This window comes from Mycobacterium lepromatosis (assembly GCF_000975265.2).
Classification (GTDB): domain Bacteria; phylum Actinomycetota; class Actinomycetes; order Mycobacteriales; family Mycobacteriaceae; genus Mycobacterium; species Mycobacterium lepromatosis.
The window spans coordinates 1-18,886 of record NZ_CP083405.1 but is presented as its reverse complement, the minus strand read 5'-3'; the positions used below and the strand labels follow the sequence as shown (position 1 = coordinate 18,886).

At 51.0% G+C, this 18,886-nt stretch carries 10 protein-coding genes, 2 tRNA genes and 2 pseudogenes; 3 read left to right on the top strand and 11 right to left on the bottom strand.

What is annotated here, in order from left to right; genetic code table 11:
• Positions 1-8 precede the first annotated feature (8 nt).
• Positions 9-703: pseudogene (locus MLPF_RS00070) on the bottom strand (DUF881 domain-containing protein).
• Positions 704-809: 106 nt separating this feature from the next.
• Here MLPF_RS00070 and crgA point away from each other — a divergent pair.
• Both crgA and MLPF_RS00060 read left to right on the top strand, forming a co-directional pair.
• Entirely contained in the window at positions 810-1,091 is a 282-nt protein-coding gene (gene crgA / locus MLPF_RS00065; protein ID WP_045842178.1) for a cell division protein CrgA, read from the top strand.
• 153 nt (positions 1,092-1,244) lie between these two features.
• Positions 1,245-1,697, top strand: a complete 453-nt coding sequence (locus MLPF_RS00060; protein ID WP_045842177.1) for a PH domain-containing protein — start codon at positions 1,245-1,247, stop codon at positions 1,695-1,697.
• On the opposite strand, the gene MLPF_RS00055 is transcribed toward MLPF_RS00060, so the two are convergent.
• Positions 1,684-2,232 (bottom strand): peptidylprolyl isomerase, encoded by a 549-nt coding sequence (locus tag MLPF_RS00055; protein ID WP_045842176.1) that lies wholly within the window; start codon positions 2,230-2,232, stop codon positions 1,684-1,686. The genes MLPF_RS00060 and MLPF_RS00055 overlap by 14 nt on opposite strands.
• Positions 2,233-2,385: 153 nt before the next feature.
• Here MLPF_RS00055 and cwsA point away from each other — a divergent pair.
• Positions 2,386-2,820, top strand: a pseudogene (cwsA, locus tag MLPF_RS00050) (cell wall synthesis protein CwsA).
• 3,634 nt (positions 2,821-6,454) lie between these two features.
• On the opposite strand, the gene MLPF_RS00045 reads toward cwsA, so the two are convergent.
• The 9 genes from MLPF_RS00045 to dnaA form a co-directional block, all read right to left on the bottom strand.
• Positions 6,455-6,527, bottom strand: a tRNA-Ala gene (locus MLPF_RS00045).
• Positions 6,528-6,666: 139 nt separating this feature from the next.
• Positions 6,667-6,740 (bottom strand) — tRNA-Ile (locus tag MLPF_RS00040).
• An 84-nt stretch (positions 6,741-6,824) separates the two neighbouring features.
• Complete coding sequence (locus tag MLPF_RS00035) at positions 6,825-7,736, bottom strand: DUF3566 domain-containing protein (RefSeq protein WP_045842175.1); 912 nt, start codon at positions 7,734-7,736, stop codon at positions 6,825-6,827.
• A gap of 112 nt (positions 7,737-7,848) precedes the next feature.
• Positions 7,849-11,586, bottom strand: a complete 3,738-nt coding sequence (gene gyrA / locus MLPF_RS00030; protein WP_045842174.1) for an intein-containing DNA gyrase subunit A — start codon at positions 11,584-11,586, stop codon at positions 7,849-7,851.
• A 42-nt stretch (positions 11,587-11,628) separates the two neighbouring features.
• On the bottom strand, positions 11,629-13,659 hold the full coding sequence (gene gyrB / locus MLPF_RS00025; RefSeq protein WP_045842173.1) for a DNA topoisomerase (ATP-hydrolyzing) subunit B: 2,031 nt from the start codon (positions 13,657-13,659) through the stop codon (positions 11,629-11,631).
• A gap of 223 nt (positions 13,660-13,882) precedes the next feature.
• Positions 13,883-14,449 carry a DUF721 family protein gene (locus MLPF_RS00020; RefSeq protein ID WP_420329561.1) on the bottom strand — a complete coding sequence of 189 codons (567 nt, stop codon included), beginning with the start codon at positions 14,447-14,449 and terminating at the stop codon, positions 13,883-13,885.
• Positions 14,449-15,606: a DNA replication/repair protein RecF gene (gene recF / locus MLPF_RS00015; protein ID WP_045842171.1), complete on the bottom strand. Its 1,158-nt coding sequence runs from the start codon at positions 15,604-15,606 to the stop codon at positions 14,449-14,451. Before recF ends, MLPF_RS00020 begins: the two co-directional genes overlap by 1 nt.
• Positions 15,607-16,806 (bottom strand): DNA polymerase III subunit beta, encoded by a 1,200-nt coding sequence (gene dnaN / locus MLPF_RS00010; protein ID WP_045842170.1) that lies wholly within the window; start codon positions 16,804-16,806, stop codon positions 15,607-15,609.
• A 514-nt stretch (positions 16,807-17,320) separates the two neighbouring features.
• On the bottom strand, positions 17,321-18,829 hold the full coding sequence (gene dnaA / locus MLPF_RS00005; protein WP_045842190.1) for a chromosomal replication initiator protein DnaA: 1,509 nt from the start codon (positions 18,827-18,829) through the stop codon (positions 17,321-17,323).
• Between the last annotated feature and the right edge of the window lie 57 nt (positions 18,830-18,886).

The window sequence follows — 18,886 nt, the reverse complement described above, 5'->3', positions numbered from 1 at the left end:
CGCACTGTCTACGCAAAGTGTGTTCGGGCAGGTTCGGAATGGCCGCCGACCTGCACGTCCGACTTGACTTCTTCGCGATAGCCGAGTCTGAACCGAACAACATTTGTAGTTTGTAGAGTGTCTACTAGGGGGAGCTACAGCTAGGACCGCTTGCTTCACTGAGGCATTGTCGATCGTGGTGATCATGTAGGGCGGAGTGTAAGTGCGCCCCTTGAGCAGTAAAGTGTTCTCGACGCAGTGCACTACCGAGGTCGCGATAAATAGCTGGTCCTGCGTCTGGATCGTTTTCGCACCGGCAGTTCACATGGCGTTCAGCACGGCCTGGGCGTACTGTTGATGCACCACCAAGTCATTGGGCGACACATCTCCGCGTGGGAAGCGGTCGTTGGCGTCACGTTGCGCATCCTCAAGGGTGGACCACCGACCCGGCCTATGCACCAGCTCCTCCGGTTAGCTCACCCGATCAGCGTAGCATCGGGGGACCGGTTGTGTACCACGTCGATTTTTGCTAGCCAACGCATCCCGTTCGCTGCTCAGGCGGCTCATCGACGACTGCGCTGTACAGACCAGATATCAGACGGGGGCATCGCTGGCTGATCTCAGCGCCGCTAGAAACTCCGTGCGTCGCGGCTAGCATCAGTCTGGCCAGCACGCAGACCAATGGAACACCGAAACGGTACGGTGAGTGGTGCTTATCGATAATTGACTCTCCGTTACGTGGCCATGACGCCAAGTGGGTTAAGCTCATAACACGCCATGCGTCAGAGCTGCCATCGTCGTCGTTGCGCTCCTTTAACCGCGAGGTAAAGATGCCCAAGTCCAAGGTCCGCAAGAAAAACGATTTCACCGTCACCTCGGTGAGCCGCACACCGGTCAAGGTGAAGGTCGGGCCATCTAGTGTGTGGTTCGTTACGTTATTCGTCGGCCTTATGCTGGTCGGACTCGTCTGGTTGATGGTGTTTCAGTTAGCCGCGCTGAACACCCAGTCCCCGGCAGCTTTGCACTGGATGGCTCAACTCGGCCCGTGGAACTATGCGATCGCGTTCGCATTCATGATCACCGGTTTACTGCTCACGATGCGTTGGCACTAGCCACCCCTAACAGACGTGATTAACTCATTTTGCTGTCAGTCTTTGACTGAACCAACAACCTTGCGATGACTCAATCACACAGGTGTGATTTATCCCCACTGTTGATAACTTTTGTGGATAACCGTATCGGCAGTGGTGGGAGTTGAATAACTTATGCAGCAAACAGCATGGGGACCGCGTACGGTTAAAATCGCCGGCTGCGGTGGTGCTGGCACTTCGATAGCTATCGCATGTGTGACATTAGGCACAGATACACCGGGGTGCATGCTGGCCGGGATAGCTGCAATAAGTCTGATCTTGTTTGCGGGATTGTCGTGGCGCGCGCGCCCAAAGTTGGCAATTAACCCCGACGGTCTGGCGGTCCAGGGCTGGTTTCGGACGCAACTATTCGGACCTGCCGACATCAAGATCATTCGGATCATTAAATTCCGCCGGTTTGGCCACACAGTTCGATTACTCGAGATCGAAGCCGCCAACGGAGACTTAGTGATCTTGTCCCGTTGGGACCTCGGAACCGAGCCACGGGAAGTGCTTGACACACTTACAGCTGCCGGCTACGCCGGCCGAAAAAACGGTAAGCGACGCGCAGCGCTTAAGAAATTGTGATCGACTGGATCACAACCGGGTCGGTAGGCCGGTCGTTGCCATCGGTGGCTGTCGTCGAAATCGCATCGACGACCCGTCGCGAGTCAGGGTCGGTCACTTCGCCGAAGATCGTGTGCCGCCGGTTCAAGTGTGGGGTCTCACCTACGGTAATGAAGAACTGAGAGCCATTAGTACCCGGACCCGCATTGGCCATTGCTAGCAGGTAGGGCTTGTCGAACTGAAGTTCAGGGTGAAATTCATCGGCGAACTTGTAGCCCGGTCCGCCACGACCCGTCCCGGTTGGATCCCCGCCCTGAATCATGAAGCCTTGAATCACCCGATGAAAAACCGCCCCATCGTAGAACGGGCCAGAAGGGCCACCTGACGCGTTTTGCGTTGAGTATTCCTTGGTGCCTTGCGCCAGCCCAACAAAGTTGGCAACAGTCTTGGGCACATGGTTTCCAAACAGGGCGACTTTGATGTCGCCGCGGTTGGTGTGCAGCGTGGCAGTGGCAGTCTGAATGAGGCTGTTGGTCACGAAATCACAGTGTGCCATTAACTCGACAGCACGCCCGCATCCGGTGCCACATGAAACTTGACTATATGATAGTCGCAGCGCTATGCGACCAGCGTACATGCAATAGAGCCATGAGCATTGGTTAATGACAACTGGGGGTATCCATTCGTAAGAAACAAAGAAAGACGACAGATGAGCACGCAGAGTGAAACGCGGCTTTCCTCTCGAAAACGATTGACCCGAGGCCTGACCTGCTCGGCACCGAGACCGGTGGACGTCACGCGAGGCATGACCGGCTTGAGGTCCATTCCGTGCGATCGACCGCCTCGTGGCTGCGGGCTGACCTTACAAGTAAGGCGAACTAGCTTTTCCAAGCTTGTTACCACGCAAGAAACAGTCACCTAGGAGCTGACAGCCACGCAGAAGGTAGTCGCAAACCTGCCGCAGGTGCTGTGGCAAGCTCACCGACTGCAACGCCGTCATGCCAATCACCTTTGTATCACCGCTGTGATCAGCAGATCAGTCCTAGCAGGTGTCGCAATGGCTTTAGCATTATCTGGGGCTCATCGCGCTCAGAGTCGTCACCTCGTCCACCCAGCGTTGACGTACAGCTGCGCCCGTAAGTGAATGTGGTTCTTGCCAGGAATGCGCAGCGGGGTTTCAAGGTGTTGTAGAACCTAAGGGAATCGGACCCTTGATACTTGCCTTGCAAAGATGAATCGTGCTGCTAGTCGAGAAATTACATTCGGGCCCAACTGCGAAAATACACAATTGTGGTTAACAATTGTCTGTAACTGTGGCCAGAAATTGGCTAAGTTCGCGCTTGTCCGGTCGTAATCTTCAGCCTTGTGATTCTTGCGTACATTGATGAGATTGAAGACACTGGCGATCCAGCTTTTGTTAGATCGCCCAACTGTTGCGGCTTGAGATGCATTTTCACTGAAACTAACAATGAGTAAATGCTTTCGCCGTGATTTTAAATCTACGGAGGAAAATCCACGCACAATACGGCATCGTTGTACGGTAAAGAACCCAAAACTAACCGCTTTACTTGTAGAATTTAACCTCCAGGTATTGAACTTGTTCTAAATCGAACGATCGATATATTATTTACCGGAGCTGCTTTCGAATCCTGTAATAGATAAGAACTACTAGAAGTTCGAATCTTTGGAGTTGGTGTTGACACAAATCCATTATAAACATCTTCTCAGGAGATTTTAGACACGACTTGAACCATAATGTTAAAATTTTTACATTGGGCTTTTATTAAACAGCTAGGTAGGACGATACTTTCACCTAGCTAGGACAAATATAAAAATTGCACACAGGCCTTGATGAAAATTTGGGAAAATTTTCCTACCTGCCTTCAATAGGTAATCGTTAGCATTGTAAATACGGCAAAGTACTTCGTCAAAAACCATTATCAGATTATTTACTAAATTTGTATTTAATTCAGAATTCTTACTTAATTAAGCATGGCGAATCTGGTCTCCATACGCTGCGTGGCGCGTGCACCATAATTCCATCCTGTGTGCCGCAGAAATTTTGTCTACACACGACCTGGAATTTACTCCAAGCAAGCTATACACCGACTTATATGCAGATTATAGAGCTCAGCCACGTCGTAGGAGTGTTCTTGCAATAATAGGTACGCACAAAAATGAGATCTTACATCAAGAATACCGGCTAGGTTTAGATAGAACTTAACCTCAACTTACTCCATGTTGTAAAAAAATCAATCAACAAACATGCTTGACCGTGTGCCTGTGTTAGATAACCCGTGCCCCGTCAGCTCGAAATTATAAACTCAACAACCTATATCTATATCTATTTGCCTAATCCAAAGTTTGCATATCGATAACAATGACTTGATCTACTAAAATATGCCGGATAACCTGTCCCATGTTTTGCAATTGCTCTCAGAGAAATTGGGAATTTTTATAGCTTAGGTGAGCGATCCGAAGCTACAGATCAGGAGTCGAAAAAATTGATCTGTAACGACAGAATGGTGACGGGGAAATCCAAAGGGGGATTAATGACTATTGTCGATAGGACAAATCACGAAGTGGTGCCTCGTTAGGCCGAAGAAGTGGTTACGAAGCGTCCACACTTTTGTGGCGAAGACATGCTTCAGTGGGTGGCAAATACTGCTAAGCAGGGCCGTATTTCATCATCGTGATAGCACGCCTAGTAATCATGACCAGCGTTACCAACATAGCCTGGTAGCCGACAGGGTCTACGGTGTCGGTGAGCTCGTATAGTCTCACGAGAAGCTCTGTCCAAAAAAATTAAAAAGGAATTGATCGACTTACGTCAAGAGTTTACCCAGAATAAAATTGATACGACGAACATGGTTTTTTGCTAAATAACATTCGTCACATTCCAGCCAAGTAGGAATCATAAAAATTATTAGCGGCAGAACGATGTTTGCATTTTGTTATCCACTAACAACAACCAACCATGCTTAGATTTGTTATTTGTCAATACATTTTTGATTTGTACGACGCTAAGCCCTATGACAACGAAGTGTAAGCGGTATGTACACTCGTTAACATTTTACCAAAGGTACCTGCGACAGAAGCTTTTCAATGGGTCGATGGGTTTTTTCGCGTCAAAAATCGCGCCGCACTTTAAAAGTTATGAACAAGACAATTCACAAGTTCGACAATCCGATGCCGATAAGCAGTGATTACTCGGTTCACTCATAGCTCCGACCCTTCCTCCAATCGTAACGCGGTAAAAGTCAGCATACACAACCCAGAAAAAACCGGGTTTCCGCTGTTCCTGGGCGTGCTACTTTTCATTAATCGAGAAAATCGACACACAAGCGCTCGTAACACTAAAAAGTCAACGTTATAAATATTTGAGGCAGTACCATAATTTTTTCAGTATCTCTCAATCAAGAAAAAATTTATTGGGACCTGGCTATCGAAAAACAATTGATGGTACCGAAAAATACCTTTAGCTAAACTTGAATACGTCTGGCATCAAACAGAGTTACAGGCCAAACACCAAAAGGCACAGCTATGGCAACGAAGTCATCCTCCCCTATTTGCTGGGTCCTAACGACAATCTTTCGAACTCAAGCAGTGGTATTGGACCCGGGTGTCATAGCAAGAAGTTGAGGCGACTGAACTATCCGAAGCGCAGGAAAACCAGTTTGTCGGGGATAGGTTACAAGCCGAAAAACCCTTACCCGAAATATCGGATTTCAATGCCATCGATGGGGGTTAACCGTCGCGACATTAGAAACAAGGTCGCGACATTAGAAACAAGGTCGCGACATCAGAAAAAGAATGTGTGTGGCTCGACCAATTTCAAGAACAGTACGTTTGTAGCAAAGATTGAACAGCAAGAAACATCAAATGGTACAACCCGATATCAGGCACAATACAAGATTCCTAACCGCCGTCAAACAACGAAGCAGAGCTTTCCGACCAAGCGTGCTGATTAAGCGTGGACAAATCGGCTTGAGACCGACAGCGCCGCGGCACTTACAGGATGCTCAGCTGCCGGTCAAGTAAAGCTAAGAGAGTAGGCACAATGTGACTCAACTCCAAGCATGAATTGAGGAATTCTACTCGCACCTAATATCAGATGGTACTAGACACAGTGTTGGGTGATATCGCCAGAGGTTTGTCCGCGAGTGAGTTACGGATCTAGGTGTGGGTCTGGCTTTGATGCACAAAATGGTCGATGTCATTAGGAAGCTGCTCGTGATGGCAGTCACCGACAACCGGCTCGTGATGAATCCGGTCGACCATATCAAATTACTTTCGGTGAGGAAGTAATAGATCGATATTTCCGACGCTAAGAAGAGCTGTACGCTCTGGCCTATGCCTCCTGCGTACATCGACATACGAGGATATGGGGCTGCGGTTCGGGTAATCCGCAGAACCATGGTAACGAGAGATCGACGTCGACAACAGGCAGGTATGGGTGCCGCGGTCGACGACACTGGTAAACGACGTGTTCGTGATGAAGTCACCAAAGAGCTGCAAAGCGAACACAGTCAGCTCTCCGGTGTTCATCAACGAGTTCCTAGTGCCGGGCGATCCAGACGTGGTGACTTTCTTTGACTCTGCGGACTTGAAATTAAAGCAGCTATACCCTCGGTCAGGATCGGAATGTCGAGGCTAGGCAGTCTAGGATGACCATCAATACGTTGTTAACTCGCGATTGTGGCTAAAATGTGGTCACTAGCCCCGCAACCTCAGAAATTCCAGAGTTACAGACCACTGTCTAGCTCTAGTTGCATGTGTGGAGCCTAGGGGAATCGAACCCCTGACATCTGCCTTGCAAAGGCAGTGCTCTACCAACTGAGCTAAGGCCCCTTGTCATGATCAAGCATGTCTAATGCCGCCACGTGTCAGATCTCAACGTCGTGTCGTGACCGCACTATCACCGCCATTACAGCGATCAAGACCAGCAACAACGCAAATTTCACACAACGTCTTGATATACACATAGTTGTGGGCCTAGGAGGACTCGAACCTCCGACCTCTTCGTTATCAGCGAAGCACTCTAACCGTCTGAGCTATAGGCCCATACTTGCGCATAGCCGATCGATGAGATTACCGCAGCAGGAATCCCACCCCCAAACACAAGCGCCCAACCAATATTGCCACGACCTAATCTAGATCTGCGAGAGTGACTTCAACACCGCCGACTAAATCGGTAGATAAATTGTAGACAAACGCGGCAATGGCTGCCATTGTAGTCATCAACACAATGTTGACCAAGCCAATTAAGACAGCGCAGCCGAAAATGGTGCTGTTGGAGACAAGTTCTCCACTATTGCCGCTGGTGTTATTTAGAAGGTCACCAACGCTACTGTTGAGCTTAGCCCACACCCCCATACCGCCGAGTAATAGGTAGAGAAACGCCACCGCGATCATCCAGACAAAGAACAAAACAACCGAGAGCAACAAGGACACCTTCAACATGCTCCATGGATCGATCCGGCGGATCTGCATTCTAGCCCGGACCGGTCCACGGCTTTGACGCGATGCTTGGACCCGAACTTCACTGGTTTCTCGCACTTTGGTGATCTCTGAACGCCCTGTCCCTGGAGTGCTCGAACCGCGATCAGGCGCGGATTTGTATGGTGCAACTCGCTGAACTGGTCCGGACAAATCTGGCAACTCGCTGGCGTACGCCTCGGTGAATGGGACCTCGTTATGCACCGGAACAGGCTCCAATGCCTGTGTCGAATTGTTCTTCCTGGATAGCTGCCCGCCTAGCGTCGGTGCAGTCATGCCGGGGATAAAACGGTTCGGCCGGACGTTTGTACCTGGTACTGGGTTCGACGGCCGCGTGACGGCGGCCGGTTCTGACGGACGAGAACCGGACTGGAAAGCTTCAGCGGATACCCGCTGCCAAGGCGGTGAATCATTAGGCTCCGGACTGTGGCTTCGTTGGAGACCCCCCGGTGACTCTCCCGGTACGGATGTCGCGCGGTGTAGACTGGCACGATCGATCAAACCATCTCTAATCAGGTTGTCGCCCTCGTTAAAGGCCCTCGACTCGTTCGGTGACGTCACCCCGACTCCTTAAATGTATACCATGGTCCGCCCAGGCGTTGGCAGTCACATCGTGTCCGGTCGGGCGGAGTATTATTATCGGACCTAGAATTATTATCGGATCAAGAAAAAACTAGGTACACGATTCTTTGATATCGTCACTTTCCTCGATATTAGCGTCAGTGCTTTCTTCGGCATTGCGTGCAATGGCTAACAGCGTGTCGCCCTCATCTAAGTTCATTAACCGAACACCCTTGGTCTGGCGTCCTGCCTGACGAATCTGGCGTGCCGTTGTGCGAATTACCCCGCCTCCTGAAGTGATCGCGTACAATTCGCTGTCTTCATCGACTACGATCGCCCCGACTAAGCTACCGCGTCGGCAATCATACATGACCGTTAGAACACCCTTTCCGCCACGGCCCTGCATCGGGTATTCCTCGATCGCAGTGCGTTTAGCATAACCTCCAGACGTTGCGACAAGCAGGTAAGTATCTTCACGAACCACATTCAACGACAACAATCGATCATCCGCGTTGAACCGCATGCCCTGCACACCGGAGGTAGCCCGCCCCATCGGACGTAACGCTTCATCGGTCGCTGAAAACCTGATAGACTGGCCTTTAGCCGACACCAAAAGCAAGTCGTCATCGGCTGCACATAGCACCGCACCGACCAACTCGTCGTTGTCACGCAAATTAATTGCCACGATCCCACCTGAACGGTTAGAGTCGAAGTCAGTTAACTTTGACTTCTTAACCAGACCGTTACGCGTGGCAAGCACTAAGTATGGGGCGTCTTCGTAACTGCGGATCTGAATTACTTGGGCAATACGTTCCTCAGGCTGAAACGCAAACAAATTAGCCACATGTTGCCCACGCGCTGTCCGAGAAGCCTCTGGTAATTCATAGGCCTTGGCCCGGTACACTCGGCCTTGGGTAGTAAAGAACAGGATCCAATCGTGGGTCGAACACACAAAAAAATGCCGGACGATGTCGTCTTGCTTTAGACCAGCGCCCTGAACACCTTTCCCGCCGCGTTTTTGACTGCGGTACAGGTCAGTTTTGGTACGTTTAGCATATCCGGTTTCAGTTATTGTTACAACGACATCTTCTCGGGCAATCAGGTCCTCATCGTTAACATCACCATCAGCCGCAATTATCCGAGTACGGCGGTCATCGCCGTATTTTTCTCCGATCTCAACTAATTCATTACGGATTATATCACGCTGACGTTCCGGTTTAGCCAGAATGTCTCCTAGATCAGTGATTTCGACCTCAATCTTAGTCAAATCATTGATAATACGCTGACGTTCCAACGCTGCCAAACGCCGTAGTTGCATGTCCAGGATAGCCTGGGCCTGAGTATCATCGATATCGAGTAACTCGATTAACCCGGCTCGGGCAATGTCCACGGTCTGCGATGCCCGAATCAATGTAATAACCTCATCCAACACATCGAGCGCTTGAACCAATCCACGTAAAATGTGAGCCCGTTCATTGGCCTTACGTAGTCGGTAAGTAGTACGCCGGATGATGACGTCCAGTTGATGTTTGACATAATAGCGTATTAGCTGATCCAACCGCAACGTGCGTGGTACGCCGTCGACGATTGATAGCATGTTAGCACCGAAACTAGTTTGCAACTGAGTGTGCTTATACAGGTTGTTAAGCACAACCTTGGCCACTGCGTCACGCTTGATTTCGATGACGATGCGCACACCAACCCGTTCGCTGCCTTGGTCTTCTATATTCGAGATGCCAGCTAGCCGACCAGCGCGGACCTGTTCAGCTATTGAAGTAATGAAGTTATCGTGGTTTACTTGATACGGTAGCTCAGTGATAACTAACGACGTCCTGCCCCGTGAATCTTCTTCGACCTCAACGACTCCGCGTATCCGAATAGAACCGCGGCCAGTCTTGTACGCATCGACAATACCTTGCGAACCAACGATTAACCCGGCAGTAGGGAAATCAGGGCCTTTAATCCGCTCCATAACAGCGGCCAAAGTTGCCTCTTCGTCAGCGTCGTAGTTCTCTAGGCACCAAAACACGGCGTCAGAGAGCTCACACAGGTTATGCGGCGGTATATTAGTAGCCATGCCGACCGCGATGCCGCCAGAACCGTTGGCTAGCAGGTTGGGAAATCGACTAGGTAATACTGTCGGCTCTTGCACCCGACTGTCATAGTTAGGAATGAAATCAACTGTTTCCTCGTCGATCTCACGCAACATTTCCATCGCTAATGGAGTAAGTCGAGCCTCGGTATTATGGCTGATGAACCCGTTGGTCAGAAACGCGTGGTCCTCGGTGTCCACACGTAAACTGAACACCGGTTGAATACCTGTGTCAGTCACGGATGCAACGCGCGCGTAGTAAAACCGACCATCAGTGAGGTCGGTCACGATGGCGCAGATGTCGAGATTAGCGATGCAGTCAATATTGCGCCAACTAAGCCAATCTTCGTCGACCCAACAGTTACCACAATACTTCCGAATGAACGTGGTCAAATTTGGTACATGGTTAATATCCATGCCAACGCAAGGGGGCATAGAGCCCAAGATATGGGTGAGTTTAACTTGTTTTGTACCAACGAAACCGACTCGGGTAGAGAACATTTCAACTTGGGTACGGTTGGTTATGACAACCTTGTACTCACTGACAGCATGGCAGTAACGCTCAGACACGATCCCGAACTCAAGCAGCATCTGCTGGACATCGGCGGCCAACTGCTCACTGGGCGTCGAGTAAGAAATCTGAATTATATTGCACGGCAATATCAAACAAGACCCTTCACCTTCAAACAATGCCTGAAGGAACGCTCGTTTGACAGCAGCGGGAGAACACCACAGCCAGTCAGGGACCAACTTGTCCACATGCCGTTGCCCGCATAAACTATTAAGTCTTGTCTTTTTAAACTCAGTGAGGTTGTAAACATCGAGTTCGAGTAGCTTCGATCCCAATGCAATGGTCCGAGACGATACGTAACGCAAGCCACCCACAACCGCGTCGTACGCGTTGACTACCATAGTAAAATAGTCGTAGTCAAAGCTGTTAAATCCAGCATGGTCCTTAGACACGAAGCCCCCACTCATAAAGGCTCCAAATAACAACGCCTCCATCGTGGAGTGCCAGTCCGCTGGCCCGAACTCCGTTGGTGGGGTCCGCTGCAAGACGACGTAGTCTCCTGGTCGAATTTCCTCAATCAGCTTCCACAACAGAGTGGGTACGCCGCAGATGTCCACTAAACACAGCAAAGGATGGTTCAACGTTCCGGTAATTTCATAACCTTCAATGGTGCGCACCGTATAGGTTTGATGCTCTCCTGAATGGAATAAAAAATCGGCTATAACTGGATTACCATTCCGATCAAGAACCTTCAATTCGATCGGATTATCCGAGTTGGGCTGAGCGCCAACAACGACATTGCCAATCCGTATCGACTTCCCAAATAGCAACCTCACCAAAGAATTTCCTGAAACACAGTAACGCATCGCGGCCGGCGGGTCGTTACCCGGAGAACCAAAATTACCTTGCCCATCAACCAAGGGATAACGCAGCGACCACGGCTGTGCCATACGTACTAACGTGTCATAAATCGATGCGTCGCCGTGCGGATGGTAATTTCCCATTGTTTCAGCAACCGACCGTGCAGATTTAGCATGGCTGCGGTCCGGGCGGAACCCGGAATCTAACATCGCGTACAGCACCCGACGATGCACAGGTTTGAGACCATCGCGGACTTCAGGCAACGCCCGGCCCACGATCACGCTCATCGCGTAATCAATATAGCTACGTTGCATTTCCTGTTGAATGTCGACCGGCTCGAGCCGCTGTACAGAACTAGCACCCGGTGGCAGTGTGATATCAGTCATCTATTCCTCATTTGCATCACACGTCGAAAGATGTTTATTTAACTAGACATCCAGGAAACGAACATCCTTGGCATTACGAGTGATAAAACTACGGCGTGCATCAACGTCCTCACCCATTAGAATAGAGAACAACTCATCAGCGGCCGCTGCATCATCCAGCGTTACTTGGCGCAAGATCCGCACCGACGGGTCCATGGTGGTTTCCCACAGCTCCTTGGCATCCATTTCACCTAAACCTTTGTAGCGCTGGATACCATCTTCTTTGTTAATTTTTTTGCCAACCTTTAGCCCAACCTCTAATAAGCCATCACGCTCACGATCGGAATAAGCGAATTCCGGATCCATGCGTTGCCACTTGAGTTTGTAAAGTGGCGGTTGCGCTAAAAATACATACCCGTGCTCGATTAGCGGTCGCATGAACCGGAATAACAAAGTTAATAACAGCGTTGAGATGTGCTGGCCGTCGACATCGGCATCAGCCATCAACACAATTTTATGGTAACGCAGCTTGGAGAGGTCGAACTCGTCATGGATTCCAGTACCTAGTGCCATAATAATTGCCTGAACTTCAGTATTCTTCAGCACCCGGTCGATACGTGCCTTTTCGACATTAATAATCTTGCCGCGCAACGGAAGGATCGCCTGGAACATCGAATCGCGGCCGCTCTTTGCCGAACCACCAGCCGAATCACCTTCGACTACATACAGTTCAGAACTTCGAGGATCGGTAGAACGACAATCAGCAAGTTTGCCAGGAAGTCCACCAAGATCGGTGGCACTTTTTCGACGCACTAACTCCCGTGCTTTACGTGCAGCTATTCGGGCTTGTGCCGAAGATATCGCCTTATTCACAACCACTTTCGCATCCACTGGATTGGCTTCAAACCAGTGGATTAATTGCTCATTGCAAACCCTCTGAACAAACGATTTAACTTCGGTGTTCCCTAATTTCGTTTTGGTCTGTCCCTCGAACTGTGGCTCACCGATCTTAACCGAGATAATCGCCGCCAAACCCTCACGAATATCGTCACCAGTTAAGTTGGGATCTTTATCCTTAAGTAGTTTCTTATCCTTAGCGTATTTGTTCACCACTGACGTCAAAGCACTACGAAAACCTTCTTCGTGGGTTCCTCCTTCATGAGTGTTAATTGTGTTCGCAAAAGTATGCACCGATTCCGAATAACCGCCGTTCCATTGCATTGCGACTTCAACCTCGTGACCAGCATCTTTACCATCAAAATCGATGATGCCCTGTTGAATAGGGTTCTTAGTCCGGTTGATGTGCTTGACGAAGTCCACCAAACCTCCGGGATAGTGGAACGTGCGATGCTTAACCTTGTGCGACGTACTCGACTCCGCCGACTTTTCTTCAATGGTCATGGACGCCTCGGTTGTATCGCTAAAGACCTCGTCGACAACCTCGTCCTGCCTCACCCGCTCGGAAGTAAGATTGATCGTCAAACCCTTGTTCAAGAAAGCCATTTCTTGAAGTCGACGCGCCACCGTTTCAAAGTCGTACTCGGTAGTTTCGAAGATGTCAGGATCTGCCCAAAACCTAATCGTCGTTCCCGTCTCCTCAGTCGCTTCGCCTTGTTTAAGAATGCCCGGCACGGCCCTATCGTAGAACTGCGACCACTCATGCCCGTCGCGTTTGATGTCAACCTCGAGCCGGGTAGATAATGCGTTAACCACCGACACGCCTACCCCATGCAAACCGCCACTGACGTTGTAGCCGCTGTTTTTACCACCGAATTTACCGCCGGCATGTAGTTGGGTCATGACAACATCAACAGTCGGCACCCCCGTAGCGTGCATCGCCACTGGAATACCACGACCGTTGTCGGCAACCTCGACGCTGCCATCGCCAAGTAACCGCACATCAACTTGCGTAGCATAACCAGCCATCGCTTCATCTACCGAATTGTCCACCACCTCCCATATCAGGTGGTGCAGACCACGCTCACTGGTCGACCCGACGTACATGCCAGGACGTTTACGAACAGCCTCCAGCCCTTCAAGAATAGTTATGGATGCAGCGTCATATTCCTCTTGGGCCTTCTTCTCAGAAGCCACGGTCCGAATGCTCTCCTCAATGTTGCATATGAGCGGTCCAGTTACCGCAGTAGTCGCACCGCTCCACTTTACGGTAATCAACTTGTCGGGACCGATTTTTTGGAGCTTTTTCTACCTAACTGACCAAGTCGTACGATAAATATTTCTATTCATGAAACACCCCTTTCCCCGTGTTAACCACACGGATTCATTTCATCCTGGCGACTCTGAACCGGTTTGTCGGCTAGCCGTAGGTGTCGCGCGGCCCTCTGCCAGCAATGTGTCGTGGTCCCTTCCGCCATGACGGTGCGGCCGGACCAGTGATTTTCAGTGAAGTCACCACATAGTTACCAACAACCGTCGCAATCTTGGCCAGCAGCTGTGCCTGCATCATCCGCAGCTGAGTGGCCCAAGCTGTCGATTCGGCGGCCACACTGAGCACACCATTGTTGAGTCCAATCGGGGATGCATGGTCAGCGATCTGTCCACCCACTATTGACGCCCATTGACCGAACACCATGCCCTCAGCGACTTGAGCAGACCAACCGCGCTTTTTCGCCAGATCACACGCCACCTTACCGAAAAGTTGCGGATCACGAACATCGGCCCCTGGACCCGACCAATGTCTACGTCGACCCATAACGCAACGTGGAACGGGGGGTAAGACACGCCCACAACCGGCGTCTTTTCCTTGTGCACGGGCCGCAACGCGGACTTCCTCAAGAGCGCGCTTAACTAAATCGACACACGATAACGTGCTTGGTGTTTCGGTGCTATCACCATCACAGCTATACGGCTCCTTGGATTCAATCACGAGTGCACCACCGATACCCGTCCCGAATCACTGTCACGCAGATCGATGGTCACCCACCTAGCGTCCCAACCCACCGGAATGTCCTCCAGCACCGCCGCGGTTACTAATACCTGCTCCGCCGACTCCGCCACTGTCGCCAATGCCCGACGACGGGTAACATCGAGTTCAGCGAATACATCGTCAAACAACAATACTGGTTCGCTGCCATCGGTACGCAACAGCTCATAGGCCGCCAACCGCAACGCTATCGCCAGCGACCATAATTCCCCATGGCTGGCAAAGCCTTTCACAGGTTGGTCGCCGAGTCGCAACTCGAGTTCATCGCGATGCGGACCGACCAAGCATATACCACGTTCCAATTCGGCGTTTCGACACGCCGACAACCCAGCTAACAAATCAGCTTGCAGCGAACCACGGTCACTACTCCCAACACTTGCGGCGCCCCCGACCTCTAGGCTGGCACGATAGCCGATCGATGCGGCGCGCGATCCCGGCGCCAACAGCTGATAAGCCTTTTCCACTTTTGGCGCCAACTGATTTACCAAGTCAATACGTGCGGCCATCAACTCGGCGCCATGTTCAGCCAATCGGGTGTCCCACACGTCAAGTGTGTCCAGCACACCTTGGTCATTTGGATACCGTGCAGCTGCAAAAGATTTCAATAATGCGGTGCGCTGCCGCAACACTTTGTCATAGTCGGTGCGCACAGCGGCGATCACAGGCCGGCGCACAATCGCTAAATCATCCAAGTAACGGCGCCGACTAGCAGGATCTCCGCAAACTAACGCCAGATCTTCTGGGGCAAACAGCACCGCTCGCAATATCCCAACTACCTCACGCATACTGCGCACAAATGAACGATTCAATCGCGCCTTGTTTGCCCGCCCCGCCGCGATCTCCAAATCAATCGCACATTCTCTACCTTCATTAACCACGATCGTCGAAACTACGGCCCGGATTGTCCCAGCTCTAATTAACGGAATATCCGTTCCGACCCGATGCGAACTTAAAGTGGTAGAATACCATAGTGCCTCAATCAGATTTGTTTTACCGTTACCATTGGGGCCGACAAACACTGTTCGTCCTGGATGCAACTCGAGATCAATATGGTCCCAGGACCGAAAGTCACGCAATCCAAAATGCCGTACGTACACTTATCCAGGCAACCGAACTGGCATCAGTAGGTACACATAATCAGTTGGCAGTGCGGGAAAGGGGCCTTCGTGCGTCGGATGGACATCGTCATTAGACACTGGACGCAGCAACGCTGGTTTACCCGGTGTTGTGAAACCAAATGACACCCGTTCTGAATGCACCGATGCAAGTCCATCGGTCAGATAGCCCGGGTTGAACGCTATAGTCAACGGCTCACCGGCAAAAGCAACAGCCAAGTCTTCTTCGGCTCGGCCCACATCATCGGCACCAGCGGAAAGTCGCAGCATGCCGTCATTGAATCTCATGCGCACTTGCGCGCCACGGTCAGCTACCAACGCCACCAATTTGATTGCCTCGGTCAACTCAGCTACATTTATAGTAGCCACCGCGGTGTGTTCAGCCGGTATTAACTGCCTGAACTTCGGAAACTCTGCGTCAAGAAGTCGAGTGGTGCTGCGCTTCCCACCACTGCTGATGCCGAGCAGTCCGTCCCTCCCAACGCCAGTTCCAGCGCCCAACGACAGACAAACGTCAGAGCCCGCGGTCCCAGCTTTGGCAACTTCCATCAACGTTTTGGCCGGCACCAGCACCGTCGCTTCGAAATCCGATGACAATACCGACCATGTTAACTCGCGGATTGCCAAACGGAACCTATCGGTGGCAGCTAAAACCACCTTGTCACCAGAGATCTCGATCCGGATCCCGGTCAGCATGGGCAATGTGTAGTCACGACTGGCCGCAATAGCAACCTGACCTATCGCCTCAGCGAACAGATCCGATGGCAACGTGCCAGTCTTATCTGGTAAGTTAGGCAGTGTAGGATAATCTTCAACCGCCATTGTCGGCAATGAGAATTTCGCATTTCCGCAAGTCAATGCAACTCGATTACCATCTACGTAGAAATCAACAGGCTTGTTTGGAAGGGCCCGGGTAATATCTGACAACAACCTTCCAGATACTAAAACACTTCCAGAGGAAACTATCTCGGCAGCAATCTGAACTTCTGCGGAAACCTCGTAATCGAACCCAGAGATCGTCAGACCGCTATCCGAACCGGTCAGCAATACACCGGATAGCACCGGTACTGCCGGCCTAGTGGGCAGATTTTTCGCCACCCATGACACTGCGTTGGCGAACGACTCGCGTGTCAAACAAAATTTTAAATCGCTGAAGCCAGCATCGGTTGTAGCCAGATCCATGGCGCCCCTTCACCTAAAAATCGTTGAAATCCAACGGCTAGCCTCCCCTGCTAGCGTGGGTCCACTCTAACGAACGCCGATGACACACAGTGCACAACGACGTCCGTAACAGTAGTCGAAGAACAAACGTAGATCTTCGAGCGCCAACATAAAAGTTCGGTGTCAGCGGTGACAGCTGAGGTTGCCGTCTCATCAGGGCGACCGTATCCCCAGTGTTTTTTCAAATGTGAATATAGAGGAATTTTCATAGTGTCAGTATTAAAGGGTGTGGATCTTGGGGACAACCGGATTTTGTTGAGCTAGGAGAGCTGTTGAGGTGTGGATATCGGTGTTGATAATGAAAATTCTGAGATTTGTCGCTGTGGATCGATTGTGGGAGTGCACTAAATAGAAAATTTTTGCACATCAGCATACCTGGTTTGTCCACAGAAATACACACACCTTGGAGGTGTGACTGGTGTGACATAAGTGCAAGAAATTTTTTCTGACGGAGCTACGTGGTGTGCATTGAAAGTCAGCGCTTAGACCGCTGCCGGATGCGAGTAGTGAGTTCCTTGACGTGGTCGAACACCTCACGTCGTTCAGCCATTTCGGACAAAATCTTTCGTTGTGCGTACATAACCGTGGTGTGGTCACGGCCGAATGCTTGGCCGATTTTGGGTAGCGAGAGGTCTGTGAGCTCACGACACAAATACATCGCGATCTGGCGTGACTGGGCCAGCGCTCGGGTTTTGCCTGGCCCACGGAGTTCTTCGATGGTGGTGTCGAAGTATTCGGCAGTGGCCGTTATTATGGTTGCCGCGCTGATTTGCATCGTGTTGGCGTCTGCGATCAGGTCACGCAGTACTATCTCCGCTAATGCTTTGTCGATTGGAGTCTTGTTTAGCGAAGCAAACGCGGTGACTCTGATGAGAGCTCCCTCGAGTTCACGGATGTTACGTTCGATGCTGCTAGCGATAAGCTTGAGGACATCGTCAGGTACCGCGAGGCGTTCCATCTGGGCTTTTTTACGCAGGATGGCGATGCGGGTTTCCAGTTCAGGGGGTTGCACGTCGGTAATAAGGCCCCACTCGAACCGGGTTCTCAATCGGTCTTCAAGGGTGGCGAGCTGTTTTGGTGGGCGGTCAGACGAGATGACGATTTGCTTGTTGGCGTTATGCAAGGTATTGAAGGTATGGAAAAATTCTTCCTGGATACCCTCTTTGCCTTCGATGAACTGGATGTCATCGACGAGCAGCACATCAACGTCGCGGTAGCTGCGTTTGAACGCTACTTTGCGGTCGTCACGGAGCGAGTTGATGAAGTCGTTGGTGAATTCTTCGGTGGAGACGTATTTGATTCGCATGCTTGGAAAAAGCCGTTGTGCGTAGTTGCCGGCAGCATGCAACAGGTGTGTTTTGCCAAGACCTGACTTGCCCCAGATGAAAAGAGGGTTGTAGGCTCGGGCTGGTGCTTCGGCGATCGCCAGCGCGGCGGCATGCGCGAACCGATTCGAAGCGCCAATAACGAACGTTTCGAAGGTGTAGCGGCGATTGAGGCTGGTACTTCCGGTAGCAGTTGATTCGGTATGGTGTGGACGTTCGGTGAAGTAGGTTGGCCGACCCTGTTGCTTGCTTGCAAGAGGCTCCCCGTAATTTTCGTCGGTATCTGTACCGCAATCGTCAGTTGGAGGGACATCGGCTGGTAGGGGATTGTCGTCAACGTGGTCGGTAGAGGGCGGTGCGATACGGACTCCGAGCTGTATCTGTTGTCCGAGTCGACGGCTGAGTGCATCGGTGATCAGCGTGCGTAGATGACGTTCAATCTCATTTTGGACGAAGCTGCTGGGCACCGACAAAAGAGCAAATCCTTCGATGATGGTGAGTGGTTGAACCAGATTCAGCCATGCTCTTTGCTGAGGAGTTAGCGGAGTGACGGAGGTGTTGTCGTTGGTGGTTTCGTCGTCTGTGTTGGATTCGCCGTTGAGTTCGGAGACGACTGCATTCCAAACTGTGGTGAAACTTAGACCAGGGTCATCGGTCAACGACGTATCTCTCTGGTTCTCGTAAATTTCGGGCTTTCTGGCGTGCGGTACAGACGT

Excerpts from the sequence above, each read along its gene's own strand:
- crgA (WP_045842178.1), top strand. The coding sequence starts at position 810 with ATGCCCAAGTCCAAGGTCCGCAAGAAAAACGATTTCACCGTCACCTCG.
- MLPF_RS00060 (WP_045842177.1), top strand. The coding sequence starts at position 1,245 with ATGCAGCAAACAGCATGGGGACCGCGTACGGTTAAAATCGCCGGCTGC.
- MLPF_RS00055 (WP_045842176.1), bottom strand. The coding sequence starts at position 2,232 with ATGGCACACTGTGATTTCGTGACCAACAGCCTCATTCAGACTGCCACT.
- gyrA (WP_045842174.1), bottom strand. The coding sequence starts at position 11,586 with ATGACTGATATCACACTGCCACCGGGTGCTAGTTCTGTACAGCGGCTC.
- dnaN (WP_045842170.1), bottom strand. The coding sequence starts at position 16,806 with ATGGATCTGGCTACAACCGATGCTGGCTTCAGCGATTTAAAATTTTGT.